This window comes from Micromonospora sp. LOL_025 (assembly GCF_048060285.1).
Lineage (GTDB): Bacteria > Actinomycetota > Actinomycetes > Mycobacteriales > Micromonosporaceae > Micromonospora.
The window spans coordinates 54,607-72,073 of the sequence record NZ_JBHMIR010000031.1 but is presented as its reverse complement, the minus strand read 5'-3'; the positions used below and the strand labels follow the sequence as shown (position 1 = coordinate 72,073).

The window sequence follows — 17,467 nt, the reverse complement described above, 5'->3', positions numbered from 1 at the left end:
CGTCACAAACGGATCTTCAACACCCTTCGCCTATGCCGCAGCCCCGGGGCCGTTAGGACTTACTCGTCTAGGTGCCGCGGGCCTTGCGGGTGCTGCCGTTGTTGGCCTTGCGGATGGCCTCGACGAGGGCGGCCTTGTTCATCCGGGACCGGCCACGGATGTCGAGCTTCCTCGCCAGGTCCATCAGGTGTTCCTTGCTGGCGTTGGCGTCGACCCCACCGGCGGTCTTGCCGGAGGATCCGCGGCCGCCGGCGGCCTTCTTGTCGCTCGGTCCTTTCCTGCCCTTGGCCTCCCAGTGGTCGCCCACCTTCTCGAAGGAGTGCTTGACGGCCGCGAACGCCGTCCGGTGAGCGCGCTCACCCTCGCCGTACGAGTCGACCGCCGAGTCGTGCGCCTTGGCATAGGTGTCCTGCGCCTTCCTCGGCGAACGCCTCAGGGTGCTGGGCATGTCCTTGCGTGCCGGCATCGTCACTCTCCCTCCCGTCGGCCTGTCGATGACGTTCCCGCGCGGTCACCACACCAAACACCCTTTTGGCGGGTCAGGGGCTGCTGCTCCCCTTCGCGCTTCTGCGGCTCGCGAGGGCAAGGGCGGCAGCAGGACACCGCTCACAACAGTGAGGAGACTGCTCATACGGATCAGGTGCGAGCTGACGGGCTACGACCCCTCGTGCTGCAGAACGCCGGTCCCGACCCCGACGGCTTCCTCGACTCCTACCGCGACACCTCGCCGACCGCCTCCGCGCTCGGTCGACCAGGAGCCCCTTTACATCGCCTCCCCGCTGAGCCGAGGTCACGGCTTCGCGTCGTCAGCCGACCGCCGTGCCTGCTCCTCGTCGCGTTGGCGGCTGAGGAAGAACGCGCCGAGCGCGCCGGCGAGGGTGCCGAAGACCACCACGGAGTACGCGGCGAGGACCAACTCCAGGACCTGGGAGAAGGTGTCGGTGGCGGTGAGCGGCTCACCGGTGATGGTGGTCAGGGCAACGTCGTGCAGGGCCCGCCCGTACCCGGGGTAGGAGCCGCTGACGACCAGGAGTTGTCCGGCGGCGAGGATGATGGCCACGGTGACCACCGCGAGCCAGGCCAACCGGTCGGTCAGCAGCCGGCCCGCCGACCGGGAGCCGCGGACCGCGGCGGCGACCACGCCGGTGCCGCGCGCGGCCCGCAGCGCGGTGGCGGCCCGGGCGAACCGCAGGAAGGGTACGGCCAGGAAGATCACCTGCCACCAGTTGCGCTTCCAGAACTCCCGGGCGCAGCGGCGGGCCAGCCAGGCGCGCAACGAGAACTCGGCGACGAACACCGCCCACAGCACCCAACTGGCGACGGTGAGCACGGTGGCGAGGGGTTCGTCGCGGGTGAGGGCCTGACCGAGCACCAGCAGCAGGAACAGCAGGCCGAGGACACCCATCGGCTTGTCCAGCCGGCGGGCGAGACCGTTGAGCCGCGCGTCGTCCTCGGCCTGCCGGACACGAGGCCCACTCGCCTCTCGGCGGGTGCGGTCGGTCATCGTCCGGTCCGGCGGCTCACGCCAGCCCGGATGCTTCGGGTCGGCTCGGCATGGGCACCCGGTACCCGCTGGCCCGCCGGTCACACCGCCGCCGTCGCCCCGGTGTGTGCCGGGGCTCTCCTCGGGTACGGCGGAGGGAACCAAGGGAGAGGACAGCCTGATGCCGAGCACCACAATGCGGATGCTGGAGACGTACCCGAAGTCGATCAACCTGGACCGGGCGAAGCTCGCGGCGGCGATCGACGCCCTCAACGACTGCGCCCAGGCGTGCACCGCCTGCGCGGACGCCTGCCTGAGCGAGGACATGGTCGCCGAGCTGACCAAGTGTGTCCGGACGAACCTGGACTGCGCCGACATCTGCGCGACCACGGCCCGGGTGCTGTCCCGGCACACCGGCTACGACGCGAACAATAGCCGCACCCTGCTGCAGGCGTGCGCCACCGCCTGCAAGTCCTGCGGCGACGAATGCGCCGGCCACGCCGACAAGCACGAGCACTGCCGCGTCTGCGCCGACGCCTGCCGCGCCTGCGAGCGGGCCTGCCGGGATCTGCTGGCCACGATCGGCTGACCATGTGAGCGGTGCCGACATCCTGAGAGGTGCCGGCACCGCTCGCGTCCGTTATCGCTTGGCCTCGTGCTTGGCCATCTGGGGTCGTTCGCCCTTGCCGACCTTGCGCAGCGCGTCGCGCAGCTGCTCCTCGGTCATCTTGGAGTTGCCCTCGATACCCGCGTCGTGGGCCTGCTGCCGAAGATCGTGCAGGCGTTCCCGATCACCCATGTCGTCCTCCCCGTGGATGCGACGGCGCTGGCGTTTCCACGCCCCTGTCGTCCGCCGCCTTCCCGTGCGGCGGCGGACGCAAACGGGGTACAGCCGGTGTCCCGTCCCGGCGGCGCGTCATACGTCGCCTGCGGGATCGGCGTTGACCGGCCCGAGAACGCGAGCGGGGACGACGAGGTACGGACGATCGGGAAGGCCAACGTCCGCGCCAACGCCTGGGCCCGCGAGAAGTGGTACGGCGGGCCGACGGGCCTATCCGGCGGTGGCGGCGGCGCGGGCGACGAGGTCGGCGAAGACCGCCGGGTCGTCGGCGTCGACGACGGGGAACCCGGCACCGGGCTCACCCACCCAGTGCATGGTGATGCCGGGGTTGTGGACCTGGTGGCCGTCGGCGAAGAACAGGTGCGGGCTGCCCTGCACGTCGTCGCGGTGCCGCTGGTAGTCGCGCATCATCGCGTCCCGGGCGCGGCCGGTGTCGAGGGCGTCGGCGAGCCGGGAGGTGTCGAGGCTGGGGCAGCCGTCGGCGATGTCGAGGATCTCGTGGCGCAGGGAGATGCAGCGGCTGTCGCGGAAGAACGCCATCCGCAGCGCGAGGTCGAGGTCCTCGGCGGCGGCCGGGGACTGTTCCTTGGCGGCATGCACGGCCTCGTTGGGCAGCAGCGTGGTGACCGGCCACGTCGCGGGGTCGGCCTGCCAGGGTTTGAACTTGAGGTCGGGTTCGAGCGCGCCGAGCACGGGCACCTCGGCTTCCAGGTACCGCTTGGGAATCGGGAACCGGTTGAGGTCCTCCAGCAGGAACAGCCGGTGGTCGAGGTGAACCCGGTCGTCGAGGCCGGCCTCGGCGCGGGCGCGCAGCAGCCGCACGATCGCGATCGTGGACCAGCCGCACGCCACGTCGGTGTAGATGACGATGGTCCCGGGGGCCACCTCAGGGCGCGCCATGTCGTCTCCTCTGTCGGTGGTGAGGGGCGCGGCGCCGACCGGGGCCGGCGCCGCCCGCGAGGTGGTCGGTGGTTCAGGTGGTGAGGGCGACCTTCAGCCAGCCCGGTTCGCGGTCCTGGAACTGGCGGTACGCCTCGAGCACGTCACCCATCGGCTCGTGCTCGGTGAGCAGCTTCGCCGGGTCGACGGTGCCGTTGGTGACCAGGCGCAGCAGCTCCGGGATGTACCTGCGGTGGTGGCAGTTGCCACTGCGGACGGTGAGGTTCTTCATCATCGCCTCGCCGAACGGCCAGGTGGTGACGTTCTGCGGGTAAACGCCGATGACCCCGAGGGTGCCGGCCTTGGCCACGGCCTGCACGGCCCACTGGGCGGCGAGGCTGGGTGCGTCACCCGGAGCCCAGCCCGGGTCCGTCTCCGGGGCGACCTGTTGGACCTCCTGGTCGAACTGCTGCGCCTGCTGGTCGGCCTGTTCGGTGGCGGGGCCTTCGGCGGGCCGTTCGGCGTCCACGCCGACGGCGTCGATGACCTTGTCGACACCGATGCCGCCGGTCATCTCGACGATGGCCTGCACCGGATCCTCGGCGTTGAAGTTCACCACCTCGGCGTGCTGCGCGCGGGCCATGGCCAGCCGGTCCTCCAGCCCGTCCACGGCGATCACCCGGCCGGCGCCCTGCAGGTAGGCCGACAGGACGGCGAGCTGCCCGACCGGTCCCGCGCCGAACACGGCCACGGTCTCGCCCGGCCGGACATCGGCCAGGCGGGCGCCGAACCAGGCGGTGGGCCAGATGTCCGACAGCATGATCGCCTGTTCATCGCCGACCTCGTCAGGGATCGGCACCAGGCCGACGTTCGCGAACGGCACCCGGGCGTACTCGGCCTGCAGGCCGTCGAACCCGCCGGCCGCCTCCGGGCCGCCGAAGAAGGCGGTGCCGGCGCGCTTGCCACCGGGGTTGGCGTTGTCGCACTGGGCGAAGTACCCGGCCCGGCAGTACGAGCAGTAGCCGCAGGCGATGGTCGACGGGACGATCACCCGGTCCCCCGGGGACAGATTGCGGACCCCAGGGCCGACCTCGACGACCTCCCCGACGGCCTCATGGCCGAGGACGACGCCGGGACGCAGCCCGGGCATCGTGCCCCGGACCATGTGCAGGTCCGTACCGCAGATCGCGCTGGTGGTGATCTTCACGATCGCGTCGGTCGGATCCTGGATCTTCGGGTCGGGTACGTCGGAGAACCGGATGTCCCCGACGCCGTGCCACGTGACGGCCTTCATCGGATGTCCCTTCGTCGGCTTCCCCACTGACCTACCCGGTGTCATCCGACGAAACCGCCAATACCGCCGCCCAGGTTTCCGCCGGACACGTGGGGTTACCACCCGAACGGGACGAGGAACGACCGCCAACCGTTGAGGGGACCCGCCATGGCCCGACCCAGGATCGTCATCGTCTGCGCGGGGCCACTGAACCCTCCTGTGCCGGGCGATGTCGGCGCCCTGGGCCACCTGCCGGGTCTGCTGCTGCGCGTGGCGGAGATCGCGACACCCGACTGATGCGTCCCGCAGCAAAACCGCCCGCCGCCTCAAGGACGGCGGGCGGCTGAGACCTCTTGGGTCACCCGTCGCGGGTGGCACGATCGCGGTCGGCCTCGGCGTCCGCCGTCCCGACCGGAATGCCGTCGCCGTCGCGGGTGGCCCCGGACAGATCCACGTCGGCACCGGCCCGGGCGGCGTCCGCCGCCGCGTCGTCCGCGCCGACAACCTCCCCGCCGGAGGTGGCGCCATCGCCGTCGTCCTCGGTCAACCGCCCGGCGGCGGCCAACCCGATCGGTACGTATCTGGGCTCGGTCATCTCGTCCTCCTCAGCAACAACGACCTCCTCTTCCGCTACCCCGGGTCGCTCCGGGCACACCGCCTTCACGCGCCGTCTCCGTGGCGTGCCGCAACCTCTCGCCGCCGCGCTCGGATCTCCCTACCGCCCTCCACCCGCTTGTCGACGGAGCGGCTCCCGTGCACCCGGTGACCAATGACGGGGTGTCCTCCGAGTGGAGGGCCTCCAACCGCAGGTCAGGAAGGTGATGCGGGGGTGAGCATGGGTGGCATGGAGCTTTCGGGAGGCGGCGGGCGGGACCTGCTGCAACGTCGCGAGGACGTCCGGCAGGCGAACTTCCTGGAACTCTTCGTCGACCTCGTGCTCGTCTTCGCCCTCTCTGGAGTCGTCAGCCGGGTGCTACGGGACGCCACCGCAGAGGACCCGGTGGTGCAGTGGCGGTCGCTGGCGTACCTGCTGGTGCTGTCCCTGCCGCTGATCTGGTTGTGGATCACCACCGCGCACATCACCAGCTGGTTCGACCCCCGCCGCCGCAAGGTCCAGTGGATCGTGCTCGCCAGCGCGTTCGGCATGCTGATCATGGCCTCGTCCCTGCCGTACGCGTTCACCGGGAAGGGCTGGTCCTTCGCGCTGCCGTACGTGGTCCTGCACTGCGCCCGTCCGCTGATCCTGCTGCCCAGCCTGCGCGGGCACGCCCTGCGCGACCTCTACATGCGGTCGATACCCTGGTGCGCGGTCGGGGCGGGCATCTGGGTGGGCGGCGCGCTCGTCGGCGGTGACGCGCGAGCCGCCCTCTGAGGACTCGCCGTCACGGTCGACATCGTCGCCGCCCAACTACGCTGGCCGGTATCCGGCCGGCCCCGCCTCCCGGTCAGCCCGTGGGCGATGGACAGCGGTCACCACCTGCCCGAGCGCTACCAACAGCTGCTGATGATCGCCCTCGGCGAGACCGTCCTGGCCGTCGGCCTCACCTTCACCGACCTGCCGGACACCACGGCCACGTGGGCGGCGCTGGTGGTGGCGTACCTGTCGACGGTGTTGCTCTGGCGCATCTACTTCTACCGCTCCGGCCAGGTTCTCGCCGAAGCGGTCGACACCGCCGGAGACCGACTGGCCGCCGGACGCGCCACCGGCATCGCCCACGTCGTCATGGTCATCGGCATCGTCACCACCGCCGTCGGCTACGAGATCGCGCTCGAACACCCCGCCGGCCGACCCGAACCCGTGTGGCTCACCATGATCCTCGGCGGCCCCGCACTGTTCCTCTACGGCCGCATCAGCCTGGAACGGGTCGTGTTCGACCGGCTGTCGATCCGCCGGGTCGTCGCCATCGCCGCCCTCGCGGCCGCCGCCGTACCGCTGCACCGCACACCGCCACTGGCCGCTTCCGTCACCGCCGCGATCGTCCTGCTCGGCGTCGCTGTCGCCGACGCCCGGAACGCCGCTGGACGTCCGCCCGAGAAGCCCTCACCCGCGCACTGAACCCACGACCTCTGATGTTGTCGTTGTCCAACCCAGTCCCGCGCGCTGTTGAACGGGCGTACCAAACTCGCCGATGCACACATGGTCAACGCCTGATGCTCGGCATCCGGGTCCTTCCCGGCCATAGGCGACCATGCGCTGAGCGACCGCGTGTTCGGCCAGCTCGTAGATTAGGTGCGCGGTGCTCTGTAGACCTCGCCGCAGACGGTGATCAGCGGTGCCGGTCCCGCACGCCCCAGCGTCACCGTCATGATCGGTTCGGCGACCGGAGCGCGGCCGACCACGTTCCGGACCTCATTCCCTACGACGCGCGGGCCAAGAAGGTCCTGGAGCTCATCTTCCGCGAGGCGCTGCGACTGGGCCACAACTACGTCGGGACCGAGCACGTCCTGCTGGCGCTCCCCACCATCGATCCGCCTCGACATTCCGACCGTTTCGGCCCACGGGACTCCGCCCGGCCACGGCGAGGCACGGGGAGTACGCTGAGAAGCCTATAGTCCACTCCCGTTGCCGGGGGTGCGGCGAATCGGCGTCGAGCGAAAGACGTTGGTCCCGGCTCCGCCTGCGGTGGGTCCGTGCAGCGGCCCGCCACGCACGGGCTGCCATTTGCACGCCCCGCCTCACCCGGTTCTGTGGGCGTGCCGGTCGTGAGGACCTGACACCATGAGCCACCTGCCCATCGATGCCGCTGACGCCTTCGCCGAACTCGGCCGCATCACGCCCGGTGAGACCAACCTCGATGACGTCCTGCAACGCGTCGCCGAACTGACCAAACGGGTCATGCCCACGCCGGTGGAGGTATCCGTCACGCTCGTGCGCGACGGCACCGGGCACACCGCGGCGTTCACCGACAACCTGGCCCGCGACATGGACGAGCGGCAGTACGCCCGGGGACACGGTCCCTGCCTGGACGCCTCCATCGGCGGTGACGTCGTTTCCGTGTCCGACCTCGCCGCCGAGGACCGCTGGCCGGACTGGGCCGAACGCGGGACGAAGGCGGGAGTGGGCAGCTCGATGTCGATCGGTCTGCCCATTCAGGACGCGATCGTCGGAGCGCTCAACGTCTACGCCCCTACCCCGCACGCCCTCGACGACGACGACACCCTGAGCGTGCTGCAAACCTTCGCCGCGTACGCCGCCGTCGCCCTGGCCAACGCGCACCTCTACGACAGCACCGCCACCCTCGCCCGGCAGATGCAGGAGGCGATGGCCGGCCGCGCGGCCATCGAGCAGGCCAAGGGCATCATCATGGCCGAACGACGCTGCACCCCCGACGACGCGTTCAAGATTCTCTCCAAGGTGTCACAGGACTCCAACCGCAAGGTCCGCGACGTGGCCCAAGCCCTCGTCGACCGGGCCGCCAAGGCGCCCAATGCCTGAGGCGATGCCGCGACGCTCGAGCGGCCGTCAGTCAGCACTCCAGTTGATCTTCGGCAAGCGATCGCAGCAAGGCCGCCAAGCGACCGACACACACAGGCAGAAGACAGGAATCCGCAGTTCATCGGCCTACGGACACCGGGAGAGCGTCGGGTTAGGAAACCGATGCTCTATCCCCTGAGCTACGAGGGCGCGAGGGCCCAGTCTAGCGACCTGGGGGTTCACCTGGGGCGGCAGGGAGTGGCCCACGTTCACCCACGTTCCCCGGACCCCCGTTTGCCCAGCCCAGGACCGCACGCCGAGCACACGAACCCCGGTTTGCGACCAGCGGTCGGCCGCAGTGACCCGCGTTGGCACCGGCTCGCCCGGGTTGGCATCCGCTGGAGGAGTCTCCATGTGACTCCGGGTGATCTTGGTGGGCAGGGTGGATCGGCCGACGGGACTCGGTCGCGTCGGCGGAGAGCGGTCTGATTCAGGCTGCGGCGCGGATTGCTGGTGCTGGTCGGCTGAAGGTCTTGTGGTCGCGGATGAGTGCCCAGAGGACATCGACGCGTCGTCGGGCGAGGGCGAGGATGGCTTGGCGGTGGTTCTTTCCTTCGGCGCGTTTCTTCTCGTAGTAGGCTCGGGAGGTGGGGCATTCCCGGGCGGCGGTGAAGGCGGCCATCCACAGGATGTGCCGCAGCCTGCGGTGATAGCGGCGGGGCTGCCGATGGTTCCCGGAAATCGTTCCGGAGTCCCGGGAAATGGGGGCCAAGCCGGCGTGGGCGGCGAGTTTCGCAGGGCTGTCGTACTCGGTCATGCCGGCGGTGTGGACGAGCAGTTCGGCGGTCAGCAGGGGTCCCATGCCCGGCAGGCTCGCCACGATCGGCGCGAGGGGGTGCTGGTCGAGGTGGTCGGCGATGAGGTCGTCGACGGCGGCGATGCGTTGTTCGAGGGCGAGGATTTCGGTGGCCATCTGTCCGACGACCACGGCGGCGGCGCGTTGGCCGGGGAGCGTGACGGTCTGCTGGCGCGCAGCGGCCACCATCGCCTCGGCGACCTGGACGGCGTTCTTGACGTGGCCGCGGCGGAGCAGGGCGGTGATCCGGTCGACCCCGGCGTGCCGGATCGCGGCCGGTGTCTGCCAGCAGGCCAGGACCATCATCGGGGCTTTGCGGTTGAGGTCGACCGCCCGTTCGAGGGCGGGGCTGATGCCGGTGAGTAGTTCCTGCAATCGGAAGAGGGTGGCGACGCGCTGCCCGACAAGGTCGGCGCGGTAGCCCGTCAGCACGGTCAACTCGGCCAAGAGCCGGTCAGACGGTTCCAGGATCGGAATGTCGGGGCGCATGCGGATGGTCTGGGCGATGACCACCGCGTCGCGGGCATCGGTCTTGTTCTCCCCTGCGAACGCGGCGGCCATGTGGAACGCAACGGTGCCGGAGACGTAGCGGACCTGAACCTGCCGGCGCCACAACAGGGTCAGCAGCAGCGCCGACAGACCGGTGGTGACATCCACCGCCCAGCAGACCGGCCGGCCATACGTCGGCACCTCGAACATGACCGCGAGCAGGGCGGTCTCGTCGTTGGCAACGCGACGGGAGTAGACCAGACGGCCGTCGCCGTCGACGGCGGCGACGTGGTGGTGGGTTTTGCCGATGTCCACGCCGATCCACAACTTCGCCACCGTCTCGCTCTCCTTATCCGATCGGTTCTCTGGAATGGCTCTCGTCTGTGGATCTCGGGTTTGCCGGCACCTTCTCACGAGGCGAACGCAGGTCGCGGGTCTCCATCAGCGGTCTACCGAATCTCGCAGACGACGAAGCGGCGGGTGGCATCTCCTACCGTGAGCCAAGCGATCTCGACGAAACACACGCAGCCATACCCACCGCTTCCGGGCATCAGGGTCTACGGCTGTCGGTGCCGCGCCCGTTCAACCCGGCCCGCCCGCGAAGCGAGAACTGGGTGGCACCTCGAGGCTCAGCCACGATCACGGCGGAACACACTTCAGCCATCCCCACCCCCGGACCCCGCGGGCGCGGCAACCCTGAGCCTGCCGCCGTCGCCGGCCGGCACCCCGGACACGATGTGCGGGACCTGCGGAGCATCAGCGCTCCACCGAGCGCGGGGCAGGCGTACGGCATCGTGGCCCACGACGGCTGGTCGCGGCCGCCGCTCCGCGACCGGCCTGATTGCCACGCCAACCGTCGCCGCAGCGGCTTGAATGGCGGTGTGCAGGTCAACAAGGACGGGCGGGGCTGGCGCGTCGGCACTGCCGCCGACGTGAGCTGGATCGCCGGGCACACCGCTGCCGGCGTCTCGATCACCACCGCCATCCCATCGGTCTTCGACGCCTACGCCACCACGTACCAGACCGACGACGTCACTACCGCCGCCTACGAGCAAGCCCTGATCGAGGACCTCACCACGCACACGCCCGACCAGCCGTGGTGGCTGGCCTACCTCGACACCGGCGCCCACGACGTCGTCTTCCCCCACGCCCCGAGGGTGTTCCTCTACTGGAACTGGCCGTACGTGCTGGTCCAGGCCGGCCCCGAGCAAGCCCTCACCTGGCGCACCGGTGGGCACATCCGCCACCCGCACGGCGCCCTACCCGATCTGTTCTTCCCTGCTGACCGGTCATGGCTGGTCTCCGCGCTCTGGGACGACACCTGGACCTGCGTCGGCGGCCCGGCACCCGTGATCCACACCCTCGAACGCGACCCCGTGGCCAACGCCCGCCAGGTCCGACTCGACGAGGACGCGCTGCCGCCGGGGCTGGTCCGCGAGTGACGACCCACGTCCCCGGTCAGCGGTCAGCCTCCGATCGTGGCTATCGCCCCCACTTCTCGGCAGGACGGCAGTCGCTGGTCGGTTTGCCGTAGATCCGCTTCCCGTCGGGGCCCGTGTAGCAGTGCTCGAGTTGGTCCTCGGCCTGGAACAGCGGGCGCCTGTCGATCTCGGTCCCTCCGGAGTCGTAGCTGACCAGTTGAGGGTCGTTGCTCGCTTTGAGTCTTGCGTCGCTGGTCATGAGGCCGAACGTGCCTTTGGAAAGTCGTGCTGTGGTGGTGTGGCCGTCGCCGTGGTCGAGTACGAGCCGGTGGACGCGGCTGCTGGCCCGGCCGCTGATGCTGACGTCCCCGCCGTCGGACTCGGTGGAGGTCAGCAGCAGCCGCTGCACCGGCCCGGGCAGCCAGGCACCATGCGGCCACGGCTCGGTGGCGCCCCCGCCGGACTCCCGGGCTGTTCCCGCCCCTTCCACGTCGCAGGTGGCGTAGCCGACGTCGTTCATGAACAACACCAGTGCGCGGTCACCTCGCTCGGTGGCCACCGCCAGGTCGGCCAAGGACACCGGGACGGGTCGCTCACCCGGATTCTGCCGGGTCCGTCGTTGCGGGGAGTTCCACTGCAGGCACCGCTCGGCCGCTTCCTGCAGCGTCGGCGACAGCTCCCCGGGTCCCATGGCCAGCACCTGCATGGTCGAGCGCTCCGGCCGGTCCCACACCACCGCCGCGGCACCGGACGCCACGGCCAGCAGCACCGCCGCAGCAATGGCGATCCGCAGTCGTGGAATACGCGGCGGAGGCGGGCTCACGAAGCCGAGAATCCGGGCCCGCATCGCAAGCGCCGCCTCCGGCGGCAGGTCCCGCTCCGCGGGCAGGTCGAGAATGTCGTTCACCGCTTCCCCTCCTGGATCTCCTCTGGCATCAGACGGGCCAGGCGGCTGCGCGCACGGCTAACTCTCGACCGCACCGCCACCTCGCTGATGCCCAACACGGCCGCCGCGTCCGGGTACGACACGCCGGACCACAGGCACAACGCCACCGCTTCCCGCTCGGCCGGCGGCAACCGGCGGACCACCGCGAGGACCTCAGCCATCCGCCGCTCGTCGTCCAGCCGCGCGGAAACCTCGTCCGCGAGGTCACCGTCGGCGTACCGCTCCGCCGGTAGACGCCGTAGCAGCGCAAGCCATCGGCGCCCCGACCGCCACTCGGTGCGGACCGCGTTCGTGGCGACGACCAGCAGCCACGGCAGCGCCGATCCGTCCACGAGTCGGGCGTTGTGCCGGCGGCGCCACGCGACGAGGAACGTCGCCTGAGTGACGTCCTCGGCCGTCGACCACGACCCGGTCAGCCGGAACGCGTGGTTGTAGACCGGCCGGGAGTATCGGTCAAAGAGCCGACCGAACGCCGCCTCGTCACCGGCGGCGATCGAGGACCACAGGTCCTCGTCCGACGGCCATACTTGATGCCTCACACCACACTATGGCCGCCCACGCCGACCCTGTTACAGGCCGACGGTCGACGTCAGAGGCCGTGGCGCCGGCGCGAGAGCCGCAGCGCGTGTAGGCGATGGTGGCCAGCTCACCGGGCGGCGAACCAAGCGTCAGGTGTCGAGGCCTGCGAGGTTGAGGCGTTCGAGCAGGCTGGGCTTGCGGGCGTGCACCGCCCGTAGCTCGGCCAGCCGGTCTCGGAACGATGCGCTGTCTCCGTCGCGTTCGCCGAGGTCGTGCAGGTCGACGAGAAGTTGAACGGCGGTGTCGTACTCGCGGGGTTTCTTCGTGGCGATGAGTTCGTCGACCCGTTGCCAGGCGGCGGGTTGGTCGACTGCGAGGGTGTCGAGGTGTCGTTGCCGGGCTGCCGCGGCAGACCGTTCGCGGCGAATCCGGTCGCGTTCGCGTTGCTCGGCGTCCCGTCGTTCCCATTCGGCGCGCAACTCCGCGGCGGTGGCGAGCAGTTGCCCGGCGGTGCGGGCGGCTGCCGGGGCGGGGGCATCGGTGCGGTGCGCGGCGCGGTAGCGGCGCAGCAGTCGGCTGCGTAGGTGGCTGTCGCCGCTGGTGATCAGGTCGGTCAGGATGGTGTCCTTGTCCTGGGCGGGCAGCCCGGCGACCCAGGTGCGTAGTTGCGCGGCGGTCGGTTCACCGGAGGCGGCCGGCGGCGATCCGGCCGCCGCGGCCGCGATCAGGTTGGGGTCGATGCGCAGGAACTCGGCGACGGCGGTGAGGGGCGCGTCGAGGGTGCCCAGTCCGGCGGAAACGGGCGGTTCGGGCTCGTCGTCGGCGATCTCGGCGGACTGTACGCAGCGGAGCCAGGCCAGGTAGAGCAGGCGCAGGTCGCCGGCGGCGAGGCGGGCCCGGGCCGGGATGATCGAGGTGAGCAGGCCGTGGCCGTCGAGGTCCCACTCGTCGGTGCCGTCCTCGTCCTCGTCGTGGAGGTCGATGATGACGTGCTTGCCGGCAGTCCAGGCGCAGGCGCTGTCGCCTTGGCAGTACTGGGCGGCGGTGGCGAGATCGAGCAAGTGTTTCGGTAGTCGCAGCATGAGCTGGCGGGTGCCCCAGTTGGCCAGGTACAGGTGCGCGTCGAAGTATCGTTCCATCAGCGTGCGCGGGTCGCCCTTGAAGTTGCCCCACTCGTAGGTGTTGACGAAGCTGGTGGCGGTGATGTCGGCCCGGGTGGACAGCGACCGCAGCTCGGCCCGCTCCCGGCCGGTGAGGGGCCGGTCGACGGCGGTGAACTCGTAGTACTGGTACTCGCTCATCGCGGCCTACCCTCTGGCCCAGTGGCGGTAGGCGTCGATCCACCCGGCACCGTCCGGCGCGGGGGTGGGTAGCGGAAGGCCGAGAAGGCCGACCTGCTGCCGGTGGCGGCCCCGGACGCAGACCGCGACGATGCTGTCCGCCGCCAGCTCGACCTTCCGCACGGCGACCTCGGCGCCGAGGACGGTGGTGGTGAACGGCACCGCCAGATGCTCCTCGATCATGGCGAACAGGCCGGCGCGCTCGTCCTCGTAACCGTCCGTGTCGACGGTGGCTTCCTCGATCATCGCCTCCAGCGCGGCGTTGCCTCTCGATGCCATCGGCGGAGGATAGCGGACCGGTATCGAGGTGTTCGGAGCCCGATGCGCGAGGATGGCGGCATGGGTTCGGTGGCCGCGTTCGTCGATCTTCGGCGGGAGGTGGAGCGGTTACGGGCGGAAAACGCCCGGCTGGCGCGTCTGCTGGAGTTGCGCGGTCAGGACACGTCTGCGGCGCCGGAGCAGTTGTCCGCGCCGGTTGAGCCGCCGGGGCTGGTCACCATGGCTTCGCCGGCTCGGGACAAGCTGGCGTTGTTCGCCGACCGGTTCAGGGCCCGGGCCGACGTGTACGCCGTGCGGTGGGACAACGCCCGTACCGGCGCTGCCGGGTGGATGCCCGCGGTCGCCGGCGGTTGGCGTAAGGGTATGGACCGGCGGGGTGCCGCCTACCTGCCCCGGACGACGGAGGTCGTCGCGGCGCATCTGGTCGGCGACGTGTTCATGGGCCTGTACCCGCTGATGCCCGGCAACACCTGCCACTTCGTCGTGGCCGACTTCGACGGGCCGACGGCGATGCTCGACGCCCTCGCGTACGTGAAGGCGGCGCGGGCCAGCGCGGTGCCCGCCGCGTTGGAGATCTCCCAGTCGGGCCGCGGAGCCCACGTGTGGGTCTTCTTCACCGGCGCTGTTGCCGCCGTCACCGCACGCGCCGTCGGCACCGTCCTTCTCCGTGAGGCGATGGTGCTACGCGGGTCGATGGACCTCCGCTCGTACGACCGGCTGTTCCCCAACCAGGACGTGCTGCCCGAGGGCGGCTTCGGCAACCTCATCGCCGCGCCCCTGCAGGGACGCCGCCGCAAGGATGGGCTGACCACGTTTCTCGACCTCGGCACTCTCGAGCCGTACGCCGACCAGTGGGCGTTCCTGTCGACGCTGGACCGGCTCAGCCCTGGCGACGCCGAACAGATCGCTCGGCAGGCGAAGCAAGCCGTCACCGGTGCTGACGTCGCCACGGTGAGCCGGTCCGCCGCGACCCAGGTCCATCCACCGCTCCCTCCGGTGGTCCACGCGGAGGCAGGCGCCGGGCTGAGCATCGACGCGGGACAGCTGACCCCCGCCGCGCTGGCGACGTTTAAGCACGCCGCCGCCATGGCCAACCCGAAGTTCTACGAGCTGCAGCGACTACGTAAGTCCACCTGGGACACCCCACGCTTCATCCAGGGCTACGACCTCACCCTCGATGACCGCCTTGTCCTCCCGCGGGGCCTGCGGCACACCATCGCCACGATCGTTGAACGCGCCGGATCCCGGCTTGCCGTCACGGACGCACGGAACCCCGGGGCCGAGATCGACGCCGCGTTCACCGCCGAACTCACCGGCAAACAGGCCAACGCGGTCGGCGCACTTCTCGCCCACGACGACGGAATCCTGGTCGCCCCTCCCGGCTCTGGCAAGACCGTCATGGCCTGCGCCCTGATCGCCGAACGCAACACCTCCACCCTGGTTCTCGTCGACCGCAAAGCCCTCGCGGACCAGTGGCGCACCCGCATCGAGCAGTTCCTTGGCATCAAGCCCGGTCAACTCGGCGGCGGCCGACGCAAGCTCACCGGCACGGTGGACATCGCACTGCTGCCCTCCCTCGCTCGACGCGAAGACGTCGCCACCCTGACCCAGGAGTACGGGCACGTCATCGTCGACGAATGCCACCACCTCGGCGCCGCAGCCTACGAGCACTCAGTCAAACGGATCGCCGCGCAGTTCTGGCTCGGCCTCACCGCCACACCCACCCGACGCGACGGCCTCGGCCAACTCGTCACCTGGCAACTCGGACCCGTACGCCACACCCTGACCGACGAGGAACAAGGCACCCTCGCAGCCGCGATACACGCGGACGCCGGACCCCGTCGAGCGCTGTTCATCCACGAGACCACCTTCCAACCCGGCGACATCGACCTGGACGCGCCCGGCGCGCTCACCGAGGTACACCGAAGACTCGCCCTCGACGAGTCACGCAACGCTCGGATCGCCGATGATGTCGCCGTAGCCCTGACACGCGGCCGCAACTGTCTCGTCCTGACCCGACGGGTCGCCCACGTCGAGGCTCTCACCGCTCTGCTCGCCGCACGCGGACACCAGCCGCTCGTGCTCCAGGGCGCGATGAGCACCCGCGACCGGCGGGCCATCGTCGACCGGCTCGACGACGCCAAGACCGGCGAGGGCCTGCTCGTCATCGGTACCACACCGTTCATCGGTGAAGGCTTCGACGCCCCCGCCCTCGACACGCTCTTCCTCGCCGGCCCGATCTCCTACGACGGCCTACTCGTCCAATGCGCCGGCCGCGTCATCCGCGCCGCGCCCGGCAAGGACCTCGCCGAGGTCCACGACTACCACGACCCGGCCACCCCCATCCTCGCCGCCTCACTCCCACGCCGCATGCCCGGATACCGGGCCCTCTGCTTTACCAGAACATGAGTGCATCCCATCGCGATCACCATGACTGGTCCCGCCGGCTAGGGGATCTGACGGAAGCGCCAAGCGTGCTTGGCCTAGCGTAGTAGGCTGCGGGCATGGGCCGGTTTTCCGAGGATGAGTTGCACGCGGTTGTCTCGAGGTACGAGGCGACGCGCGCGGCCGCGTTGACGGAGCGGGACGAGCAGCTGCGGGCGTTTCACGCGGCCGGCTGGCGGCCGGTGGATCTGCAGCGGGTCACCGGGTACAGCCGGGAAACTATCCGTCAGGCGCTACGACCGGAGGTCCGGCGGGCGACCAACATCAGCCGGCGCCGCACATCACCCCGGCCACCGGCGGACTACCGGCCCTACGGTGACCGGAGGCCCTACGTCGTGGCCGAAACCCTTACCGCACTGCGCGGCCCGACCGAAGGCACGGTGACGCTTCCGCGTCATCTCGACTGGTCCGGGCACGCCGAGTACGACCTGAATCGGCCCGCACGCCTGGCCAGCATGTACAAGGTGGTGCTCACCGAAGCCGCTACCGTCGAGGATCTGAATACCTGGCTCGATGCCGACCTCCTCCGGCGGCTCTGGCCCACGCTCTGGCTGCCACCCCAGCTCCGCCAGCGCTGGGAGGAGGCATTTCCCGAACTCGCCGCAACCCGCAGCGACGCGGCGTAGCGGTGGACCCCTTCCACGAACGCCTCGCTCGTACCGGGCTCGGCGCAGCCGATCGATACGGCTTCGCGCTGGCCGGCGGCTACGCAGTCCAGGCCGCCGGACTCGTCGAGCGACCCAGCGAGGACGTCGACCTGTTCACCGCCTGGGACCGCCGCGACGAGTTCACCGCCGCGGTCGCCGCCGTCGTAAACGCCTACCGAGACGATGGCCTTACCGTCGAGACCGAGCGGCAGTACGACACGTTTGCCCGGCTAGCCGTCACCGACGGTGTGCGGGTTTCCAAGGTCGAACTCGGCGTGGACTGGCGTGCCAACGAACCGATCCTCATGGCGATCGGACCGGTCCTCCACCCGGACGACGCAGTCGCGAACAAGATGAGCGCCCTCTACGGGCGGGCGTTCGCCCGGGACTTCATCGACATCGACGCCACGCTCCGATCCGGCCGCTACACCCGCGACGCCCTCCTCACCCTCGCCAAGCGCGCCGACCGTGGCTTCGACCCGCGCATCTTCGCCGACGCTCTCGGACAAGCCACTCAGCTCGATCCCGACGACTTCGCCCAGTACGGCGTCACCGGCCCAGCGCTAGACAAACTCCGAGGCCGATTCGCCCAGTGGCGCCGCGAACTGCTCGACGACGAGGAAAGATGACCCGA

The 17,467-nt window shown here is 70.2% G+C and carries 17 protein-coding genes and 2 pseudogenes; 8 read left to right on the top strand and 11 right to left on the bottom strand.

Annotated features, from left to right (window positions below):
* Window positions 1-67: 67 nt before the first annotated feature.
* Together ACFHW0_RS26985 and ACFHW0_RS26980 are read right to left on the bottom strand one after the other, a co-directional pair.
* Window positions 68-466, bottom strand: coding sequence for a ChaB family protein (locus tag ACFHW0_RS26985; protein ID WP_416612017.1), 399 nt, complete (start codon window positions 464-466; stop codon window positions 68-70).
* A 324-nt stretch (window positions 467-790) separates the two neighbouring features.
* Entirely contained in the window at window positions 791-1,504 is a 714-nt protein-coding gene (locus ACFHW0_RS26980; protein ID WP_416612015.1) for a hypothetical protein, read from the bottom strand.
* Between the two features lie 160 nt (window positions 1,505-1,664).
* On the opposite strand from ACFHW0_RS26980, the gene ACFHW0_RS26975 reads away from it, so the two are divergent.
* Entirely contained in the window at window positions 1,665-2,072 is a 408-nt protein-coding gene (locus ACFHW0_RS26975) for a four-helix bundle copper-binding protein (protein WP_416612013.1), read from the top strand.
* Between the two features lie 51 nt (window positions 2,073-2,123).
* On the opposite strand, the gene ACFHW0_RS26970 is transcribed toward ACFHW0_RS26975, so the two are convergent.
* From ACFHW0_RS26970 to ACFHW0_RS26955, 4 genes are all read right to left on the bottom strand, one after another.
* Complete coding sequence (locus tag ACFHW0_RS26970) at window positions 2,124-2,282, bottom strand: hypothetical protein (protein WP_416612011.1); 159 nt, start codon at window positions 2,280-2,282, stop codon at window positions 2,124-2,126.
* 252 nt (window positions 2,283-2,534) lie between these two features.
* Window positions 2,535-3,224, bottom strand: a complete 690-nt coding sequence (locus tag ACFHW0_RS26965; protein ID WP_416612009.1) for a DsbA family oxidoreductase — start codon at window positions 3,222-3,224, stop codon at window positions 2,535-2,537.
* Between the two features lie 73 nt (window positions 3,225-3,297).
* The gene (locus tag ACFHW0_RS26960) at window positions 3,298-4,497 is read right to left on the bottom strand and encodes a zinc-dependent alcohol dehydrogenase (protein WP_416612007.1); all 1,200 of its coding nucleotides are present in this window, start codon (window positions 4,495-4,497) and stop codon (window positions 3,298-3,300) included.
* A 337-nt stretch (window positions 4,498-4,834) separates the two neighbouring features.
* Window positions 4,835-5,071, bottom strand: coding sequence for a hypothetical protein (locus tag ACFHW0_RS26955; protein WP_416612005.1), 237 nt, complete (start codon window positions 5,069-5,071; stop codon window positions 4,835-4,837).
* Between the two features lie 174 nt (window positions 5,072-5,245).
* Here ACFHW0_RS26955 and ACFHW0_RS26950 point away from each other — a divergent pair.
* The 3 genes and pseudogenes from ACFHW0_RS26950 to ACFHW0_RS26940 all read left to right on the top strand — a co-directional run bounded on the left by ACFHW0_RS26950 (window position 5,246) and on the right by ACFHW0_RS26940 (window position 7,912).
* A pseudogene (locus ACFHW0_RS26950) lies at window positions 5,246-6,532 on the top strand (low temperature requirement protein A).
* A gap of 278 nt (window positions 6,533-6,810) precedes the next feature.
* Window positions 6,811-7,029 (top strand): annotated as a pseudogene (locus ACFHW0_RS26945) (Clp protease N-terminal domain-containing protein); the annotation flags it as partial.
* A gap of 166 nt (window positions 7,030-7,195) precedes the next feature.
* On the top strand, window positions 7,196-7,912 hold the full coding sequence (locus ACFHW0_RS26940; RefSeq protein WP_416612003.1) for a GAF and ANTAR domain-containing protein: 717 nt from the start codon (window positions 7,196-7,198) through the stop codon (window positions 7,910-7,912).
* A gap of 469 nt (window positions 7,913-8,381) precedes the next feature.
* Here the strand turns inward: ACFHW0_RS26940 and ACFHW0_RS26935 are convergent, their stop codons facing one another.
* Window positions 8,382-9,572: an IS110 family transposase gene (locus tag ACFHW0_RS26935; protein ID WP_416612001.1), complete on the bottom strand. Its 1,191-nt coding sequence runs from the start codon at window positions 9,570-9,572 to the stop codon at window positions 8,382-8,384.
* Window positions 9,573-10,117: 545 nt separating this feature from the next.
* Between ACFHW0_RS26935 and ACFHW0_RS26930 the strand changes: the two genes are divergently transcribed.
* Window positions 10,118-10,678 carry a hypothetical protein gene (locus ACFHW0_RS26930; protein ID WP_416612000.1) on the top strand — a complete coding sequence of 187 codons (561 nt, stop codon included), beginning with the start codon at window positions 10,118-10,120 and terminating at the stop codon, window positions 10,676-10,678.
* A 40-nt stretch (window positions 10,679-10,718) separates the two neighbouring features.
* On the opposite strand, the gene ACFHW0_RS26925 is transcribed toward ACFHW0_RS26930, so the two are convergent.
* From ACFHW0_RS26925 to ACFHW0_RS26910, 4 genes are all read right to left on the bottom strand, one after another.
* The gene (locus ACFHW0_RS26925) at window positions 10,719-11,564 is read right to left on the bottom strand and encodes a hypothetical protein (RefSeq protein ID WP_416611999.1); all 846 of its coding nucleotides are present in this window, start codon (window positions 11,562-11,564) and stop codon (window positions 10,719-10,721) included.
* On the bottom strand, window positions 11,561-12,142 hold the full coding sequence (locus ACFHW0_RS26920) for an RNA polymerase sigma factor (protein ID WP_416611997.1): 582 nt from the start codon (window positions 12,140-12,142) through the stop codon (window positions 11,561-11,563). Before ACFHW0_RS26920 ends, ACFHW0_RS26925 begins: the two co-directional genes overlap by 4 nt.
* A 129-nt stretch (window positions 12,143-12,271) precedes the next feature.
* Window positions 12,272-13,423 (bottom strand): hypothetical protein, encoded by a 1,152-nt coding sequence (locus ACFHW0_RS26915; protein ID WP_416611995.1) that lies wholly within the window; start codon window positions 13,421-13,423, stop codon window positions 12,272-12,274.
* 6 nt (window positions 13,424-13,429) lie between these two features.
* A complete protein-coding gene (locus ACFHW0_RS26910) occupies window positions 13,430-13,741 on the bottom strand; it encodes a hypothetical protein (RefSeq protein WP_416611993.1) in 312 nt (103 codons plus the stop codon).
* On the opposite strand from ACFHW0_RS26910, the gene ACFHW0_RS26905 reads away from it, so the two are divergent.
* The 3 genes from ACFHW0_RS26905 (at window position 13,631) to ACFHW0_RS26895 (ending at window position 17,462) form a co-directional block, all read left to right on the top strand.
* Window positions 13,631-16,150, top strand: coding sequence for a TOTE conflict system archaeo-eukaryotic primase domain-containing protein (locus ACFHW0_RS26905; protein ID WP_416611991.1), 2,520 nt, complete (start codon window positions 13,631-13,633; stop codon window positions 16,148-16,150). The genes ACFHW0_RS26910 and ACFHW0_RS26905 overlap by 111 nt on opposite strands.
* Before the next feature lie 95 nt (window positions 16,151-16,245).
* Window positions 16,246-16,812: a hypothetical protein gene (locus tag ACFHW0_RS26900; RefSeq protein WP_416611989.1), complete on the top strand. Its 567-nt coding sequence runs from the start codon at window positions 16,246-16,248 to the stop codon at window positions 16,810-16,812.
* 2 nt (window positions 16,813-16,814) lie between these two features.
* The gene (locus ACFHW0_RS26895) at window positions 16,815-17,462 is read left to right on the top strand and encodes a nucleotidyl transferase AbiEii/AbiGii toxin family protein (protein WP_416611987.1); all 648 of its coding nucleotides are present in this window, start codon (window positions 16,815-16,817) and stop codon (window positions 17,460-17,462) included.
* The last annotated feature ends 5 nt before the right edge of the window (window positions 17,463-17,467 follow it).